The following is a 17,643-nucleotide window of genomic DNA, read 5'->3' on the forward strand; positions in this document are numbered from 1 at the left end:
CCGCTGCGGACGGCCGGGGGCGCAACGCACCGGTCGGCTCGGCCGACCTTAGCGCGCCCCACCGGCCGCCGCCGCAGCGGGCCCGCCGGGGGAGCTCAGGGAGCCGACGGCGGGGCCCGGGAGGCGCAGGCCCAGGCCGTCGCCCGCCCGGATGGATCGAGCCCGCCGAGCGCCTCTCCGGGCGCCTCCCGGCGAGGAGGCCGGCTGTCGGCGACAGGCCATCGTGTCGCCACCATCGCACGTCGACCGCACTCCATGGCTCCTCCGTCCCCGGTGCCAGCATCGCTGTCCATGATGCCTTGGACAGAGCAGGCGTCTCGCGCCGACAGCACCACGACAGCGCGAACAGAGCGATCGCATCGCGACACAAAAAAAGAGACCATTGCGTGCGCGTCGGTCTTTGCCCGGCGGGGTATCAGTGACATCTTTCCATTTGTCTCTGTAGCGGAGATGGCCCCATCGGCCGCTCCGACTCGTGGGCTTCTTCGCGGCTCGTGCATCTGAACAAGATCACGCGCCGGTGTTCGATGCGCGTACCCCTTGGCCCGCGCCTCGGCGCCGGTCGTTTCGGGAGCTCGTGGGCCATGCGCTCATGGGCATCCCAGGGGGGGCGTTATCCATGGAGCATTCGCCGAAGCTAGCTGCACTCCTCCTGGCCATCGCGGCGCTCTTCGCGAGCGCGTGCGCGGTGGCGCTCGATCCGGACGCTCAGGCCGAGGACGCCGGGGACGCCGCGTCCCAGGCCGCCCAGACGGCGAACGCGCTCACGTCGAACGCGCTGACGTCGAACGCGCTGACGTCGAACGCGCTGGCGTCGAACGCGCTGACGTCGAACGCGCTCACGGCCGAGGCGCTCTCGGGCCACCCGCTCACGGCCGAGGCGCTCCGCGACCCGGCCGCGCGCACCCTGCTGAAGTACGTCGCGGGCTGCGCGCTGCCCGCGGGTGAAGGCTTCACCGTCGCCGTGAACGGCGACGAGTTCTCCTTCCCAGGGGAGCTCGGCCTCGCGGCGAGCTGGGGCGAGGAGGGCGGCGCCTGCGACGAAGCGTGCCGGTCCTGGGTCAGCGGCTGCGTCCTCGCTCGCGTCAATTACCTCGGGCACAAGGTGAACATCTCCGTCCGCGGAGATCACGAGGAGCTCCAGGCCGACAAGGTCGAGCGCGCGGCCTATCCGAGGCGCGAGGCCACCTACTACGGCAACATCTTCGCGCCGCAGCGCCGCTACCACGCGTGCCTCCCCCCCGAGCCGTCGTCGCTCGCGCGCGCCTGCGGGCCCTCGCTCGACACGTGCGCGATCCAGGTCACCGGCTCGTGCGCCAGCCTGTGCGACGAGCCGGACAGCGACGGAAGCTTCCCGAGCTGCCGCGGCAAGGTCCGCAGCAGCTCGGGCAAGCTCGTCGTCGAGAGGACGCCGAACCCCGGCTCGGTCACCGTGTTCCTGCGCTGACGTGGGCCACGCGGAGATCATCGCGGGGCGCTTCGCCGTCGAGGGCGAGGCCGCCTCCGGAGGGATGGGCACCGTCTACAAGGCGTACGACCGCCTCGGCGGCGCGGCGGTCGCCCTCAAGATCGTCCGGCTGAGGAACGAGATCCAGATCGAGCGGTTCGAGCGGGAGGCCGCCCTCCTCGCCGCGCTCGTCCACCCGGGCATCGTGCGCTACGTCGCGCACGGCAGCACCCCGGAAGGCGATCGCTACCTCGCCATGGAGTGGCTCGACGGCGAGGACCTCGCCGCGCGCCTCGCGCGCGGCGTCCTGCCGGCGAGCGAGGGGCTCTTGCTCGTGCGCCGGGCCGCCGACGCCCTCGCGTTCGCGCACGCGCGCGGCATCGTCCACCGCGACATCAAGCCGAGCAACCTCTTCCTCCCGGGCGGGGACGCCGGGCGGGTCAAGCTCGTCGACTTCGGCATCGCGCGGCCCAGCAGCGACGCGGGGCGCGTCACCGTCACCGGCGGCGTCCTCGGCACGCCGGGGTACATGGCCCCGGAGCAGGTCGAGGCACACAGCGCGCCCGACCCGCGCAGCGACGTGTTCTCCCTCGGGTGCGTCCTCTTCGAGTGCATCGCCGGCCAGCCCGCCTTCGCGAGCGCGAGCCCGATGGCCTCGCTCAGCAGGGTGCTGCTGATGAACCCGCCCCGCCTCCGCGACGTGCGCGCGGACGCGCCGGCGCCGCTCGACGAGCTCGTCGCGCGCATGCTCTCCAGGCAGCCCGGCGACCGCCCGCGCGACGGCGCCGAGGTCGCGGCCGAGCTCGACCGGATCGCCGCGATGCGGCGCGGGTGGACCGCGCCGCCCGACGCGCCGACGCTCGCGGGCGGCGCGCCGCCCGACGCCCCGGCCCACGGCCTCGGCCCGCGCGACCGCGCCGCGCTCACCCTGGGCGAGCAGCGCGTCGTGAGCCTCGTCTTCCTCGGCGAGCCCGGCCACGGCGCAGCCCGGGCGCCGCAGCCCGCCCCGCAGGCCCAGGAGGCCCCTGGCGAGCCGCCGCCCGCCTCGCGCAGGTCGCACCTGCCGCCCGCCTCGCGCAGGTCGCAGCTGCCGCCCGGATCGAGCAGGCTACAGCCGTCCACGTCGAGCGCCCGGGCCGCGGAGATCCGATCGCTCATCGAGCTCCACGGCGGCAGGCTCACGCAGCTCGTCCCGGGCGTGGAGATCGTCATGATGTCCGGCCCCGGCAGCGCCGTGGATCGCGCCGAGCGCGCCGCCCAGTGCGCGCTCGCCCTCCGCACCGAGCTCCCGGCCGCACCGCTCTGCGTCATCACGGGGCGGGGCGTCTTCTCCGCGGGCCTCGCCGAGGGCGACGTGATCGACCGCGGCCTCGCCGAGCTCCGCGCGGCGCTCGACGAGCGTGAGGTGCGCGCGGTGCGCATCGACGGCGCGACCGCCGACATGCTCGGCCCGCGCTTCATCGTCGCGCACGCCGCGCCCTCGGCGCCGGGCGGGCCGCTCTTCCTCTACGGCGAGCGCGCCGTCGACGAGATCGCCCCCGCCTTGCTCGGGAAGCGCACCCCGTGCGTCGGCCGCGCCCGCGAGCTCTCGATGCTCCACGGCGTGCTCGCCGGCTGCATCTCCGAGGCGCTCGCGAGCGCGGTGCTCGTCCTCGGGCCGCCCGGCGCCGGCAAATCCCGGCTCCGCCTGGAGCTCTTCGCCGCCCTGCGGCAGCGGGACGAGCCGCTCGAGATCCTCTGGGGCCGCGCCGACTCGGGCGCTCCCGGCTCGCCGTTCGGCATGATCGCGGACGTGCTCTGCCGGGCCGCCGGCCTCCGCGCGCGCGACCCGGCGTGGGCGCGGCAGCGCAAGCTGAAGCAGCGGCTCGGGCGTCACCTGGGCGGCCCGGCGCTCGATCGCGCGGCGGCGTTCCTCGGCGAGATCAGCGGCGCGCCGTCGCCGGAGCACGCCCGCATGGTGCGGGCGGCGCGCCAGAGCGCCACCGGCATGAGCGACGGCGTGGGGGCCGCCTGGGAGGACTGGCTCGCCGCCGAGTGCGCCGCGCGCCCCGTGCTCCTCGCGCTCGAGGACCTCCACTGGGGCGACGCCGCCACCGTGCGCCTGCTCGACGCGACGCTGCGGAACCTCCGCGAGCTCCCGCTCATGCTGCTCGCGTTCGCGCGCCCGGACGTCCACCGGCTGTTCCCGAGCCTGTGGGCCGAGCGCGAGGTGCAGACGATCAAGCTCGGCCCGCTGCCCCGCCGCGCGAGCGCGGAGCTCGTGCGCGCCGCGCTCGGCGAGCCCGTGCCCGAGGGCGTTGTCGCGCACCTCGTCGAGCGCGCCGGCGGCAACCCGTTCTACCTGGAAGAGCTCATCCGCGCGGTCGCGAGCGGCAAGGAGGAGCTCCTGCCCGACTCGGTGCTCGGCACGGTGGAGGCGCGGCTCGACGCCGAGGGCAACGAGGGCAAGCGCGTGCTCCGGGCGGCCAGCATCTTCGGAGATCGCTTCTCGAAGCGCGGCGTCGCGGCGCTGCTCGGCGGCGAGGAGCGCCTCGCCGACGTGGAGGCCTGGCTGACGGCGCTCGCCGACCGCGAGCTCGTCGCGCCGGCCTCGGCGTCGGCGGGCCTCGCCGACGCTGCCGACTACGTCTTCCGCCACACGCTCGTCCGCGAGGCCGCGTACGCCATGCTGACCGAGCGCGACCGCGCCCTCGGCCACCGGCTCGCGGGCGCGTGGCTCGAGCGGAGCGCCTCCGCCGATCCGCAGGGCGTGGCCGAGCACTTCCGCCGCGGCGGAGAGCCCGGCCGCGCGGTGCGCTGGTACCGCCGCGCGGCCGAGCAGTCGCTCGAGGCGAACGACCTGCGCGCCGCGATCGAGCGCGCCGCGTGCGGCGAGGCGTGCGGCGCCGAGGGCGAGGATCTCGGCGCGCTCCGGCTGGTCGCGGCCGAGGTCAACGTCTGGACGGGCGACCTCGCGGCGGCCGAGGAGCTGGGCGCGTCCGCGGCCGAGCTGCTCCCCGCCGGCTGCGCCGGGTGGTTCCGGGCGGTCACCCAGATCGCCGCCGCGGCCGGGAAGCTCGGCGCGGTCGACCGCGTCGCGCGGTGGGCCGCCATCGCCGAGGGGATGTCCGCGGCGCCGCCCTCCTTCGCGTCCGTGGCGCCTCCCACGTTCGCGTCCGCGGCGCCGCCCTCCGCTGCGCAGGCGGGGCCGCCGTCCGCCGCGCCCGCGGCGCTGTCCTCCGGCGCGGCCGCGCTGCGCCGCGCCCGGATCGCGTGCTTCTGCGAGTGCGGCGCGCAGCTCGTCTTCGGCGGCCGCTACGCCGAGGCCGACGCGCTGCTCGCGCGCATCGACGAGGACCTCCGCGTGCATCCGCCGCCGGACGCCGAGCTCGTCGCGATGGCGCAGCAGCTCCGCGCGATCCGCGCCTCGGCCGGCGGCGATCCCGAGGCGTGCCTCGAGGGCCTGGAGGCGGCGCTCGCGGCGTTCGAGCAGGCCGGGGACAGGCGCAGCGCGTGCGTGATCGGCGCGAACCTCGGCTTCATCTACGCCGAGCTCGGCGAGCTCGGGGCGGCCGAGTCCGTCCTGCGCGCCGCCCTGGAGGCCGCCGACCGGATGGGGCTGCGCGAGCTCGAGACGGTGGCGCTGCACAACCTCGGCCACGCGCTCGGGCAGCTCGGCAAGCTCGACGAGGCGCAGCTCGTCGAGCGGCGCGCGGTGGAGGCGTTCCAGCAGCGGGGCGACCTCCGCATGGAGGGCGTGGCGCGGACCTACCTCGCGAAGATCGCGCTCCTCTCCGGCGACGCCGCGACCGCCGAGCGGGAGGCGCGCGCGGCCGAGGCGGCGCTGCACGTGGCCCCCCGGCTGCGCGCGGCCGCGGTGGCGGTGCGCGCGCGGGCGCTGCTCGCCGCGGGCGAGGTCGCGGCGGCGCTCGGCGCGGCGCGGGCGGCGTTCGGCGAGCTCGCGGCGCTCGGATCCCTGGAAGAAGGCGAGTCGCTCGTGCGGCTCGCCTACGCCGAGGCGCTCGCGGCGTCCGGCGCCCACGCCGAGGCGGCCGCGGTGCTCTCGGAGGCCAGGGAGCTCCTGCTCGCGCGGGCGCGCCGGATCGCGGACCCGCGGCGGCGCGAGCGGTTCCTGACGGCGGTGCCCGAGAACGCGCGCATCGTCCGCGGCGCGCGCGGTGCGACGGCGACCTAGCCGCCCCGAGGGCCCGCGCCCTCCGCCTCGCCCGCCCGCGTGCCCCCGGCCCTCGCCGCGGCATGGGCGGCTCTGCGCCCCCGCGCTGATGCCCTGTCGCGCCGCCTGGACCGACGTGACCCGTGAAGGGGAGGACACCGGCCTTCCGATTGTCCAGGATACGTGAGCTGCTTGTCGCGCTGACAGCCTGTGAGTTCTGCTTGATTCGAATTAAACAAATACTCTATCAGAGGTGACAGGTGATCAGACGAGCTCATTCCTCCAGCATGCGCCCTGCACGACCCACCGCCGTCACACCCGCTCGAAATCAGAGAGTCGAGAGAAAACGATGGGCCGGGCGCCGGACGTGGTTTGACGCATTGCGGTGCACGGCGGGAGCTGTCGTGGTGCTGCTCTCGCAAGGATGCGTCGCGTCGATGGACGAGCCGGCGGACGCGGAGCGCGCCGAGGTCGGCGAGGGCGCGCTGGCGATGAAGAGCTATGCACAGACGCGGTATCCGATCGTGCTCTGTCACGGGATGGCCGGCTTCAAGGCGATGTTCGGGGTGATCGACTACTTCGGTGGGATCGCGTCGGCGCTGCGCTCCGGCGGAGCGGAGGTGTACGCCACCGAGGTGCCCCAGTTCGACAGCACCGAGGCGCGGGGGGAGGCGCTGCTCGCGCAGGTCGAGGATATCGTCGCGCGCACCGGGAGCGGGAAGGTCAACCTGGTCGGGCACAGCCATGGCGGGCTCGACGCCCGGTATGTCGCCGCGGTGCGGCCGGATCTCATTGCCTCGGTGACCACCATCGGGTCTCCGCATCAGGGGGCCGAGCTCGCCAGTTTCCTCCAGGAGAACCTGCGGGAGGGCGGGTTCGCGGAGGGGGCGCTCTCGCTCCTCGCGAGCGGCCTCGGCGCGGTGCTCAGCCTGCTCAGCGGGCACGCGGCGCCTCAGGACGCGATCGCCGCCGTCAGATCGCTGTCCGCCGCCGGGATGCGCGAGTTCAACGCGCGTTACCCCGCCGGGCTGCCCGACGGCCGGTGCGGGCAGGGCCCCGACGAGGAGGGCGGCGTGCGCTTCTTCTCGTGGTCGGGGACAGCGGTCGTCACGAGCCTCATCGATCCGACCGACCTGACGCTCAAGCTCATCTCCACGCTGTATTCGGAGTCGAACGACGGGATGGTGGGCAGGTGCAGCTCCCATTTCGGGGAGGTGGTCCGCGACGACTATGCGATGAACCACCTCGACGAGGTCAATCAGATCTTCGGGTTTATCAACCTGTCTGGCCCGAACCCGAAGTCCGTGTTCCGGTCGCACGCGAGCCGGCTGAAGGCCGTCGGCCTCTGACCCTCTGGAGGGCGCTTCGTGGCGTGTCGTGGCAGGACCGCTCTCTTCGTGACCATGGCGCTCGTCGCGGCGATCGGCGCGGGCCGCCTCGTCTCGGGGGAGCGGACACCGCCGGCGGCGCCCTCGGGCCGATCGAACGGGACCGCGCGCCCCGGTCGGGAGGAGGCGCTGCCCGCGCTGTCGGTGGCGCCGGCCCCCACGCGCCTCCGGCAGGCGCTGTCCGTGACGCGGCCCCCTGCGGCGCCGCGCCCGCCGGCGATCGCCGCGCCGCCCTCGCTCCGCGGCACCGACGTCGACGGCGCGGTGACCGTCGACGAGCGCGGCGATCTGGTCGTCGGCCCGGAGCTGCTCGGGCTGTTCGACTACTTCTTGAGCGCCACCGGCGAGGAGCCGGCGCCGGCGATCCGGGCCCGCGTCGTCGCGGCGATCCGGGAGCAGGCGTCGGGGCGCGCGGCGGAGCAGGCGATCGCGCTGTTCGACCGGTACCTCGGCTACCGCGAGGCGGCCGGCGGGGCGCGCGTCGCGCGGGAGGCCGATCCGGCGGCGCGCCTCGCCGCGCTGCGCGCGATCCGGCGCGCATGGTTCGGCGAGGCGGCCGCGGCGCGGCTGTTCGGCGACGAGGAGCGGGAGATCGAGGCGGCGATCGAGGAGTCCCGCATCCTCGCGGACGAGGCCCTCTCGCCGGAGGAGCGCGACGCGCGGATCGCGGAGGTCGAGGCGGCGCTCCCGGAGGCCGTCCGCGAGGCGCGGGAGGCGGCGACGCGCCCGCTCGCGCAGCAGGCCGAGGAGCAGGCGCTCCGGGACGCGGGCGCGTCGGACGAGGAGCTGCGCGCGCACCGGGTGGCGACCGTGGGCCCCGAGGCCGCGGACCGGCTCGCGGAGCTCGACCGGCAGCGGGCGGCCTGGCAGCAGCGCCTCGACGCGTTCGCCGGCGCGCGCGCGGACATCGAGGCGACGGTGGCCGATCCCGACGCGCGGCGCGCCGAGGAGGAGGCGCTGCTCGAGGGCTCGTTCACGCCCGAGGAGCGGCTGCGCGTGCGGGCGATCCTCAACCTCGCGCCTCCCGCGGTGACGGGCGCGCCTACAGCGATCCGTTGATCGAGAGCCCGAGCCCGCCGGGGGTGACGAGCGGGGCTGCGCCCACCTGGAGGACCTGGCCGCGCTGCAGCGGCACGCGCACCTGCGAAGGCATGGCGATGCCGCCGAGCAGCATCCCCAGGCCGACGGCTTGCCCGGCGCCGAGGAGGGAGAGGCCCACCGCGCTGGCCGCCGTCGGCCGCCCCGTGCCGAGGTGGATCCACGGACCCGCGAGGGGGATCAGCAGCGAGGCGGGGCTGGCCGAGGTGCGTTCGTGGCGCCGGACGACGAAGCAGGCGCCCTGGGAGCACTGCGGCACCAGGCGGATCCGCACCTCCGGCTGCGCGAGCGAGAGGGCGGCGCCGCGGACGGCCGACGCGACCCAGAAGCCGCCCAGGGTCGACGCGCCCGCGATGATCCAGCGCGCCCTCCTCGGGTTCGCGACGTAGGTGGCTGTCGCGACCTGCTGCGGGGCGCGCTGCGTGATGGTCGCGGTCTGCCGCGGGGCGCGCTGCGTGGTCGTCACGGCTCGCTGCGGAGGCCCGGCGCGCCCCTGCGCCGGGGCCTGAGGTGAGAGGGCCTGAGGCGAGACGGCCTGAGTCGCACCGCCGGCGGAAGCGCTGGAGATGCCGAGACAGAGGCCGATCCCGAGAAGCCCGGCGAGCCCCTGGACGACGCCTTTCCCCCTTGTTGACCTACCGCTGGTTCTCCCCGTCTTCGAAGTCCACATGCGCCCCTCCCGGTGCCATCGACGCACCTGCGCTGGAGAGAGCAAGCCTCGGGCCTCCTCCGGGAGATGCCTTTCGCCCCCGTCGATCGAGCGCCCGGGAGCCGAGGCAGGGAGGTGCAGTGAGCACAGAGGGCAAGGAGAGCACAGCGATTCTCTGCGATCCCCTCGGAGTCCTCGGCGCCGCTGCGATTCCCCTTGATGGAGAGGAGGTGCCGAGTCCCGCGTCCCGGGAAGACGCCGCAGACGAGGAGCGTCTGACACGGCCAGGCCCGGGATCCGCGGCGCTCTCGAATTTTTCGGAGAAATTCACAGGGAGGCGAGGAGACGGGGAGTACAATCCCAACAATCTCCCCGTCTCAGCGCCTCCCTGTTCAATCAGGACGAGCTCGGCGTCGGATCGTTCGGCGACGATCTCCGCGGCGTGCCGAGCGCGTTGCTCGAGGAGCTCCTCCGGTCGCGGCGCCGGCTCACGGGCGAGCCGGCGTGGGCGGCGCTCACCGCAGGATCAGGCACGTCGTGGTGGCGTGGGCGTAGAGGGTGCCGTCGGCGTCGCGCAGCGTCCCGTCGGCGGTGGCGTGGCGCTTGCCGAGGTGGACGACCCGGCCCTCGGCGATGAGCTCGGGCCCGCCGGCGCGCGGGGCCTTCACGAAGCTGACCTGGAGAGAGACGGTCGAGTAGCCGACCCCCGCCTCCAGGGACGCGTGCACGGCGCAGCCCATCGCGGAGTCGAGCATCGTGCTCAGGTACCCGCCGTGGACCATCGCGATCGGATTCTGGTGCTGCTCGCCGGGAGATCCGGTGATGACGACCCGGCCGGCCTCCACCGCCGCGACCCGCAGCCCGAGGAGGCTCGCGATCGGCGCCATCGGCAGCTCGCCGTTCATCATGGCCGTGAGGTAGGCGAGGCCGGACATCGATCTCACCTTCTCCACCGCCGGCGCAGGATCTTGCCACGTCACCACCAGCTGTCGTTCCTGAGTCGTCGCCATGATTCCCTCTCTCCCTGTTCCTGAATCCGACGTTCGTGACGTTCGTTACGTCCGTTACATCCGCGCGAGCCCGCGATCGATGGGCCTCGGAGCCTATCCGTGCAAGGAAGCGAGCTCAAGGCCACCGCCGTTCTTCCGTCCGGCGCGGCGCGCGCCGGCATCGGAGATCGCGACGCGCGTGGCCTGCACCTCCTCGTCGCTGATCACCGCGCGGACCATCTCGGTGATCCGCCTCCAGACGGAGTCCCTGCGGTACGGGAGCCCGACCTCCCTGCACAGCGCCTCGACCTCCCTCGCGACCTCGGGGTAGTGCCGGAGCGGCAGGTCCGGCCAGAGGTGATGCTCGATCTGATACCCCATGTAGCCATGCAGGAAGTCGGCGGCGCTGCTGGGGCTCTCGTAGTTCACCGAGCCGACGATCTGCCGGACGTAGTACTCCTCGCGGCTGCGCGCGGCGCCCTCGAAGATGGGGATATCCAGGCCGGTGTGGGTCGGCGCGATCACCGCGAAGCTGTGCAGGTTCGACAGGAGCTCCGCCACCACGCTGTTGACCAGCACGCCGAGCGCCGCCCAGCGGCCGAGCGGCAGGAACGCGAGCGGCAGGAGGACGAAGTGCACGAGCGCATACGGCAGGTACGAGCGGAGCAGCATCTCGCGGTCGAGCAGCACGCTGGGCGACCAGGCCGCGCGCTCGCGCCCCTCCGTCGAGGCCTCGGCCGCGCGCTCGCGCCGCCTGCGGAGGGCGCTCCGGGTGGCCGGGCCATAGTAGAGCCACTTCCAGGTGCACGCGGTCACGAGCAGCGCGAGCGCGCGGACGAGCTTCGGCTTGCTCTTCAGCCACGCCATGTTGACGGCGACGCGGTCGGGGTCGCGCTCGTCGCCGGTGTAGCAGTGATGAGAGACGTTGTGCTGCGCCTGCCACGCGTCGGCGTCCAGCCAGTCGAACCAGTCCCACAGGCTGCGCCGGCCCCGCGCGAACGTGCGGCTGTTCCAGGCCGGGTCGCCGCCGGCGACGCCATCATACGCCTTGTGGAGGACGGGGTGCGCGACGACGACCCACCTGGCGAACCGGCCAAGGGCGATGAGGATCATCGAGATCGGGTTGGGCCCGAGCGCGGACGTCGCGTACCCGAGGGCGGAGAAGGCGCGGCCCAGCAGGGACAGGCGCTTGATATGGCGGAGATCCTCCGCGCCCGTCCGGGCCGAGGCGCCGGCGCGGATCGCCTTGATGCCCGCCATCAGCCGCCGGGCCCCCTCGGCCGAGAGCGAGGTCGTGCGAGGGGCCGTGTCGGTCGCCGCGGGCGCGGCGCGGGGAGACGCATCCTCGGTCTTCATCGCAAGCTCCGTCCTCTCCGTCCTCTGCGTCTCGAGCGAAGCGAGGCGTGTCATGGCCATGGTGATGATTCGAGCGCTCATGACGCGCCCCCGGGGGCCTGGTGCCGCCGCAGCCAGGCGGCGATCTGCTCGTACGGGGTCCGAGGCACGGCCGGGCCGAGGCCGAGATCGAGCCTGCGGGGAAGCGCGATATGGCCGCCGCCGTCCATCCAGACGACGCGGGCGGGCGACGAGAGCCCCCCGTGCGCCGCCAGGCCGGCGAGGGTCGCCGGCGGCACCATCGGATCCTGGCGCGAATACAGGAGCAGCGCCGGGGTGGCCAGCGAGCCAAGGACCCTCCCGGCGCCCTCGGCCTCGTAATAGGCCGTGGGATCGCGGAAGCCGAAGCGGCGGACCACCGTCAGGCGGTCCCACTCGCGCAGCGTCGCCGCCCGATCGACGGCCGACGGCGGGACGGGCATCCGCCGCCGCCGCGCGATCTCCCGGTACATCCGCTTCAGCCCCCCGAGGACGTGGCGCCGGTACACGACGCTCTCGGGGCGATCCATGTGGCTCACGGCGCGATCGAGGTAGAGGGGCGAGCAGATCGAGGCCACGGCCGCGAGCCGCGGGTGCCCCGCCGCGGCGAGGTGGAGCGCCACGTGCCCGCCCATCGAGAAGCCGACGACGAAGATCCGCTCGTGGCGCGCAACCATGGGATCGCCGCTCAGCACGGCCGCGAGGTCCTCCCAGAGCCCCGCGTGGTGGAGATCCTCCGGGTCGCACGACGAGCCGCGCTGGCCGAGGCGGAGCACCGACAGCCCCTGCGCGCGCAGTGCATCCGTCGCTCCGCGCAGGTAGGCCGAGCGCACATCCCCGCCCATGCCGTGCAGCAGGACGACAAGGTCGCGGCTGCCCGGGGAAGGGAAGTACAGGCCGGTCAGCGTCGCCGCGCCGTACGGCCCGCCAGGGACGCGGAACCGCCAGGGGACCGCGGACGCGAGCTCCGGGGTGAGGCTGCTCGTGACGAAGCCGGCGACGGTCGCGGCGTGGCCGCGCGCGAGGCGCACGAGAGACGCGCGCTCCCCCTGCCGCGCGGTCAGGGGCTCGGGACGCTGCATCCAGGATGCGCGATGAAGGGCGTTCTGCTCGATCATGGGTCCTCTACCTCTTCCTCTCCGCCGCGAGGCGCGCTGTCCGGCCCGAGCTCCTGATCCCCGGGTGTTCTCCGAGGAGCCGGGCCGCGCGACAGCCGACCACGGCCGGCACGGGCGGCGTGGGTGCGGCGGCGAGAGGCGTCACTGCAGCAAGGATGCCAGTCTCCAGCGGGCCTCGTGGGCCGCCCTCCGCCCCGACGCGGGCGCGCCGCGCGTCATCAGGGCCTCAGCGAGCCCAGGCTGCATCGGCGCGGACATCCGCTTGCTCGATCGAGCAACGCGCCGCGCCGCCGGCGGCGCATGCGGCCAGCCGGGGTAAAGGGGCCAGCCGCCAGCTGGAGGTCCTGGCCTCCATGTGAGGAGCGCCCCCGCGGCGCGGCGTGAGGGCTCCGGGCGCGGAACCGCGGCGCCGGACGGGCGGAGTCGCGCCGCAGCCGGCTGGCACCGCGGTTGCCATGCACGAACCGGCATCGACGAGGGCATCCCGGCCGCGCTGCTCGCCGGCCGCGCCAGCGTCCCTTGCAGACCCGAGGTCTGCGCGAAGGAGCATACCCATGAATCCCGTGGCCATGTCTACAGGGGCTGTCCAGATCGTGGCGGGCGTCGTGATCGGTTATCTCACCGTCTCCATGGCGGAGTCGTTTCTCCACCGGAACGCGCTGCACGCGAGCCTCGCGGTCCGCCGCGCGGCGAAGCGGCTCGGCCGCGCGGGCCGCCCCCTCTTGCGCGCGTACACGAGCCACACGGTCGTGCATCACGGCAAGACCTACCGTGAGAGCCACGTGCGGCAGTTCCGGAACCGCGAGGAGCAGGAGCGGCTGGATCGCTGGATCGTCGAGACCCAGGGCGATCGGCGGATGATCCGCGAGCAATACGGCGTCTCGCTCGCCGGCCTGGGGATCCTCGCGTTCGCCGCCCCCGTGCTGCCGTTCTTCGCGCTGTACGCGCTCTTCCTTCCGGCGGCGGTGGTCGTCGGCGCCTTGCTACCGCTCGTGATCTACCCGCTGTCGTCGCTCGTCCTCCACCCGTACCTGCACATGCCGCGGACCGAGGCCATGGCCCGCGCGTCGCGGCCGATGCGGTGGCTGCTCGGCACGCGCTACGTGCGCTTCATCTCCCGGCACCACTACCTGCACCACCGGTACATGCACTGCAATTACAACCTCCTCTGGCTCGGCGACCTGCTCCTCGGGCGGCACCGCCGGCCGAGCGACGAGGACCTCGCCGAGATGCGCGGGCAGGGGATGATCTGCTGAGCGCCTTCCGGGTCTTCGCGTGAGCGCACCGTTGAACGATCTCGGAGCGGGCGGGCACTCACCGACGTAGCACCGACGCCAGGTCGCCGGCCCGTCCGTAGACCTGGGTCGCCGGTGCTCTCACGCGCCAAGTCTCCCGCTGCTCGCGGGAGCTCGCGGCGCGCGCTCTTCTTCCACCCAATTCGACGGCGTTCTTCGGAATCTCGGTCTTCGACCGCCCTTCCGAAAAGCTGCAGATCAGCGCTCGATACCCTCGAAGCCCGTTCAAGGTCGCACTTTTCCCCGAGGAGCTCGCATGAATCGTAGTCGTTATTTTTTCTCGGCGCTGTCCTTCCTATCCGCTCTCGTGGTCGTCGCGTGCAGCTCATCCGGCTCCGGTCCGGAGAACGGCAACGCGGAAGCGCTGCCGTGCGACGTCGACAAGATCCTCTCCACGAAGTGCCAGACCTGTCACGGGGCGTCCCCGAAGTTCGGCGCGCCGTTCCCGCTGGTCGACCGGACCGATCTGGTCGCGCCCGCGGTGAGCGATCCCAACAAGAAGGTCTACGAGCTCGTCGCCGCACGCGCCCGCGACACCGCGCGCCCCATGCCTCCGCCCCCAACCGAGCCCCTGACCGCCGCGGAGCTCGCGATCTTCGATCAATGGATCGCCGCCGGCATGCCGGCCGGTAAAGACACGTGCGTCGACCCGGGCGGCGGCGGAACCATCCACCCTCCGACCCTGAGCTGCACACCGGATGTCCGGCTAGCGCCGTCCGCGCCTTACGTCATGCCGAAGGACGTCCAGGATCAGTATATGTGTTATGGGGTCGATGTAGAGATCGGCCAGAAACGACACCTCGTCGGGGTCGTGCCCCACATCGACAACAGCACCATTGTACACCATATCCTGCTCTTCAAGGCGGATGAGGCGTCTCCCTCGACGCCCACGCCGTGCGATGGGGGCGACATCATGGGGGATCTTTTGGCCGTCTGGGCGCCCGGCGGCAAGGCCACGGAGCTGCCGCCAGAGGCGGGCTTCCCGCTGGAAGGCACGGCGCACTTCACGATCCAGGTGCACTACAGCAACATCAAGGGCCTCGACGGGCAGCAAGACAGCACCGGCTTCGACGTCTGCACGACGACGGAGCTCCGCCCCAACGACGCCGGCATCTTCGCGCTCGGCACAGAAGAAATCAACATCCCGCCTCACGGCTCGTTCGACGTGAGCTGCGATTACCAGTTCCCGCGGGATATGGGGGAGATCTCGGTGATCAGCGTCATGCCGCACATGCACATCCTCGGCAAGCACCTGTCGAGCAACACGGTGCCCACGGACGGCAGCGAGCCGAGCAACCTGGGGCTCGCCGATCCGTGGAACTTCGACAACCAGATCTGGTATGACAACGATACCATCCTTCGAGGCGGCGACACCGTGAGGACGCGTTGCGCGTGGGACAACCCGGGCAACAGCGCCGTGGAGTTCGGGGAGCGGACGCAGGATGAGATGTGTTATAATTTCGTGATGTACTATCCGTCTCAAGAGCTAGAGTCAAGGGTGGAGGACTTGACTTCTCCGACGGAAGAAGTGTCCTGTGTGACCACAAAATAGACCAGCTCGGCGACGTGAACAACGACGGACGCCAGGACGTCGCCGCCGTCACGCACGAGTACACCGACGGGCCGATGCGGGTCTGGATCCTGCTGCAAGACGACCTCGGCCACCTGACCGCGCCGCAACCGCTGCTCACCATCGATGACCACCAGGTTTCCGTCTCCGGTGGCCTCCAGATCGCCGATCTGAACCTTGATGGGCGGAGCGATCTCGTGGCGCTCAGCCGAAACACCGCCGAGATGTGGTCGTTCCTCCAGACCCAGGAGGGCACGTTCGAAGCCCAGGCGGCTCCATTCCCCGGCACCTTCGAGAACATCGACGGCTTCGGCATCGGCATCACCGATTTCGACTGCAGCGGGTGCCCTGACGTCGTGGGCGTCCAGCTCGACGGTCTCGTCGCCTTCCGCGGTCGCGGCTGCGCGACGGCGCCTTGAAGCGGATCTACGCGGCCTTCGCCGGCTTCGGGTTCAGCTCGAGGAAGCGGCGCTGGTAGGCGTACGAGCGAAAGCGGATCTTCAGCGGCGGCTTGTTGTTGCTCTCGATCTCGAGCTTCGCGCCGTCGTCGTGCTCGGCGCAGTGCGGGATGCGCCGCGTGTAGGTCGTGCCGCCGCCGGTGCGGACCGCGATGCTCCCGAGCGCGAGCCCGGCCGCGGCGACGGCCGCGTTGGTCCCGGTCTCGCCGTCGTGCGCCTTCGCCTCGACGCCGCGGGTCGCCGGCCTCGCGCACACGCAGCAGCCTGCCGGCCAGCTGATCGTCTCGCTCGTCACCGGCGCCGGAAAGCCCGGCGTCGGGTGGACGTAGTCATCGGTGAGCACGGACGAGGTACGCGGCCTGGCACTTGTCGCAGAACGCCGGGTCGTCCCCCAAGCGGCGGCTACACAGCGCCGTCGCGGAGCCACTCGCCGAACCGCTCGCCGATCATCAGCGCCGTCAGGTTCGTGTTCACGCTCGGGATGGTCGGCATGATGCTCGCGTCCGCGACGACGAGGCCCTCGACGCCGCGGACCCGCCCGCGCCCGTCGACCGCCGCCGAGACGTCCCCCTCGGGCCCCATCGGGGCCGTCCCGCACGGGTGGTAGCCCGAGCCGCAGCTCCGGGTGATCCACCGCTCCAGCGCCTCCCGCCGCATCAGCGTGCGCTCCGTTGGCCAGACGAACCAGCCGAGCTCGCGCATCGGCGCGGTGCGGGCGATCTCGTACGCGAGCGTCAGCGCGTCGACAGCGCGCGACAGGTCGTCCCGGTCGACGAGCATGTTCGAGACGATGCGGGGCCGGGCGTGCGGGTCGGCGCTCAGGTGCTCGATGCGGCCGACGCCGCGCGGCTTGCCGATGCAGCACGCGAGCGCGAACGCCGGCACCGTGAGGCGCGGGTGCAGCGGGAAGAACGAGCCCGGCTGGAGCATCACGTCGTTCGGGAACGGGCTCCCGCGCGACGTGTAGCGGAGCATCGTCTGGACGAGCGGCTGGCGCAGGACGTCGATCAGGCCGCGGCGGCGCGGCCACAGGCCGATGACGGCCCCCGGATGGTCGAGCAGCCGCGCCCCCACGGCGGGCACGTCGGACACGAGCGCGACCCCGAGGCGCGCGAGCTCGGCCCCCGGCCCGATCCCGCTGCGCAGGAGGATCCCCGGCGTCGCGATCGCGCCGGCGCTCAGCACCACCTTCCGCGTCGCGACGACCTCGACCCGCCCGTCCGTCTCGATCTCGACCCCCTCGACCCGGCGGTTCCGCACGAGCACCCGCCGCACCGTCGTGCGCGGCCGGAGCCGCAGGTTCTCGCGCCGGCGCACCTCGGCGGTCAGGTAGCAGCGCGCCGCGCTCATGCGCTGTCCGTCGATCTTGTTCATCGCGTGCGGCCCGACGCCGCCGGGCGCGCGCGGATCGTTGGTGTCCGCGCACTCGGGGTAACCGAGCGCCCTGCACCCGTCGACGAACGCCGCCTGCCACGGCACGAGCTCCTCGCGCCGGGCGCGGCGGATCGGCACCGGGCCGCCCTTGCCGTGCCAGGGCTCGCCGAAGTCGAGATCGTCCTCGAGGCGCTTGAAATAGGGCAGGCAGGCGTCGAAGCCCCACTCGGGCAGGCCGAGCGCCGCCCACTCGTCGTAGTCGTACGGCTGGCCGCGGACCGCGATGCACGTGTTCACGGCCGACGAGCCGCCCACCACCTTGCCGCGCGGGAAGAGGAACATGATCTGCCCGGGCGTCGGCCGGTGGCGATAGCCCCAGTCGTGCGCGAGCCACGAGTTGCGGGTGCCGTCCCGGAGATCCGCGGGCAGGCGCTCCGGGTCCGGGTAGTCCGGGCCCGCCTCGAGCAGCAGGACCTCGCGATCCGCGCGCTCGGTGACACGCGCGGCGATCACGGCGCCCGCCGAGCCGGCCCCGACGACGACGAGCTCCGCGGCGGCGGCCGGGCGGGGCGAAGAGGACAGGGACGATCGAAACACCTTGGAAACTCGACCTACACGGGATCGCGCCGCCGGGCAACGAACCCTCGAAACTGTCCTCGCTGTATGACCGTGGTGCGGTGCCAGAGCGCCGCGCGGCGTGCGCCGGGCGGCGTACGCCGCGCACGCCCGT

The 17,643-nt window shown here is 73.1% G+C and carries 13 protein-coding genes; 7 read left to right on the forward strand and 6 right to left on the reverse strand.

What is annotated here, in order from left to right; translation table 11 throughout:
• Positions 1-619 precede the first annotated feature (619 nt).
• The 4 genes from WMF44_RS18965 to WMF44_RS18980 all read left to right on the forward strand — a co-directional run bounded on the left by WMF44_RS18965 (position 620) and on the right by WMF44_RS18980 (position 8,047).
• Positions 620-1,447 (forward strand): hypothetical protein, encoded by an 828-nt coding sequence (locus WMF44_RS18965; RefSeq protein ID WP_437300526.1) that lies wholly within the window; start codon positions 620-622, stop codon positions 1,445-1,447.
• A gap of 1 nt (position 1,448) precedes the next feature.
• Positions 1,449-5,621 (forward strand): serine/threonine-protein kinase, encoded by a 4,173-nt coding sequence (locus tag WMF44_RS18970; RefSeq protein WP_437300527.1) that lies wholly within the window; start codon positions 1,449-1,451, stop codon positions 5,619-5,621.
• 416 nt (positions 5,622-6,037) lie between these two features.
• A complete protein-coding gene (locus tag WMF44_RS18975) occupies positions 6,038-6,949 on the forward strand; it encodes an esterase/lipase family protein (protein WP_437300528.1) in 912 nt (303 codons plus the stop codon).
• Positions 6,950-7,003: 54 nt separating this feature from the next.
• On the forward strand, positions 7,004-8,047 hold the full coding sequence (locus tag WMF44_RS18980; RefSeq protein ID WP_437300529.1) for a lipase secretion chaperone: 1,044 nt from the start codon (positions 7,004-7,006) through the stop codon (positions 8,045-8,047).
• On the opposite strand, the gene WMF44_RS18985 is transcribed toward WMF44_RS18980, so the two are convergent.
• The 4 genes from WMF44_RS18985 to WMF44_RS19000 form a co-directional block, all read right to left on the reverse strand.
• The gene (locus WMF44_RS18985; RefSeq protein WP_437300530.1) at positions 8,031-8,552 is read right to left on the reverse strand and encodes a hypothetical protein; all 522 of its coding nucleotides are present in this window, start codon (positions 8,550-8,552) and stop codon (positions 8,031-8,033) included. The two genes, WMF44_RS18980 and WMF44_RS18985, sit on opposite strands and share 17 nt — an antisense overlap.
• Positions 8,553-9,250: 698 nt before the next feature.
• A complete protein-coding gene (locus WMF44_RS18990; RefSeq protein WP_437300531.1) occupies positions 9,251-9,745 on the reverse strand; it encodes a PaaI family thioesterase in 495 nt (164 codons plus the stop codon).
• A 93-nt stretch (positions 9,746-9,838) separates the two neighbouring features.
• Positions 9,839-11,080, reverse strand: a complete 1,242-nt coding sequence (locus WMF44_RS18995; RefSeq protein ID WP_437300532.1) for a fatty acid desaturase family protein — start codon at positions 11,078-11,080, stop codon at positions 9,839-9,841.
• Positions 11,081-11,157: 77 nt separating this feature from the next.
• Complete coding sequence (locus tag WMF44_RS19000) at positions 11,158-12,216, reverse strand: alpha/beta fold hydrolase (protein WP_437300533.1); 1,059 nt, start codon at positions 12,214-12,216, stop codon at positions 11,158-11,160.
• Positions 12,217-12,785: 569 nt separating this feature from the next.
• Here WMF44_RS19000 and WMF44_RS19005 point away from each other — a divergent pair.
• From WMF44_RS19005 to WMF44_RS19015, 3 genes are all read left to right on the forward strand, one after another.
• Positions 12,786-13,472, forward strand: a complete 687-nt coding sequence (locus tag WMF44_RS19005) for a hypothetical protein (RefSeq protein WP_437300534.1) — start codon at positions 12,786-12,788, stop codon at positions 13,470-13,472.
• A 295-nt stretch (positions 13,473-13,767) separates the two neighbouring features.
• Positions 13,768-15,063 carry a peptidylglycine alpha-amidating monooxygenase gene (locus WMF44_RS19010; RefSeq protein ID WP_437300535.1) on the forward strand — a complete coding sequence of 432 codons (1,296 nt, stop codon included), beginning with the start codon at positions 13,768-13,770 and terminating at the stop codon, positions 15,061-15,063.
• 14 nt (positions 15,064-15,077) lie between these two features.
• Positions 15,078-15,500, forward strand: a complete 423-nt coding sequence (locus WMF44_RS19015) for an FG-GAP repeat domain-containing protein (protein ID WP_437300536.1) — start codon at positions 15,078-15,080, stop codon at positions 15,498-15,500.
• 7 nt (positions 15,501-15,507) lie between these two features.
• Here WMF44_RS19015 and WMF44_RS19020 read toward each other — a convergent pair whose 3' ends face one another.
• Entirely contained in the window at positions 15,508-15,882 is a 375-nt protein-coding gene (locus WMF44_RS19020; protein ID WP_437300537.1) for a hypothetical protein, read from the reverse strand.
• Between the two features lie 59 nt (positions 15,883-15,941).
• Complete coding sequence (locus WMF44_RS19025; RefSeq protein WP_437300538.1) at positions 15,942-17,510, reverse strand: GMC family oxidoreductase; 1,569 nt, start codon at positions 17,508-17,510, stop codon at positions 15,942-15,944.
• Positions 17,511-17,643: the final 133 nt, after the last annotated feature.

Origin of the sequence: Sorangium sp. So ce426 (assembly GCF_051475585.1) — a bacterium.
GTDB lineage: Bacteria > Myxococcota_A > Polyangia > Polyangiales > Polyangiaceae > Sorangium > Sorangium cellulosum_B.

Excerpts from the sequence above, each read along its gene's own strand:
- WMF44_RS18975 (WP_437300528.1), top strand. The coding sequence starts at position 6,038 with ATGGACGAGCCGGCGGACGCGGAGCGCGCCGAGGTCGGCGAGGGCGCG.
- WMF44_RS19000 (WP_437300533.1), bottom strand. The coding sequence starts at position 12,216 with ATGATCGAGCAGAACGCCCTTCATCGCGCATCCTGGATGCAGCGTCCC.
- WMF44_RS19010 (WP_437300535.1), top strand. The coding sequence starts at position 13,768 with ATGAATCGTAGTCGTTATTTTTTCTCGGCGCTGTCCTTCCTATCCGCT.
- WMF44_RS18980 (WP_437300529.1), top strand. The coding sequence starts at position 7,004 with ATGGCGCTCGTCGCGGCGATCGGCGCGGGCCGCCTCGTCTCGGGGGAG.
- WMF44_RS19005 (WP_437300534.1), top strand. The coding sequence starts at position 12,786 with ATGTCTACAGGGGCTGTCCAGATCGTGGCGGGCGTCGTGATCGGTTAT.
- WMF44_RS18990 (WP_437300531.1), bottom strand. The coding sequence starts at position 9,745 with ATGGCGACGACTCAGGAACGACAGCTGGTGGTGACGTGGCAAGATCCT.
- WMF44_RS18965 (WP_437300526.1), top strand. The coding sequence starts at position 620 with ATGGAGCATTCGCCGAAGCTAGCTGCACTCCTCCTGGCCATCGCGGCG.
- WMF44_RS18995 (WP_437300532.1), bottom strand. The coding sequence starts at position 11,080 with ATGAAGACCGAGGATGCGTCTCCCCGCGCCGCGCCCGCGGCGACCGAC.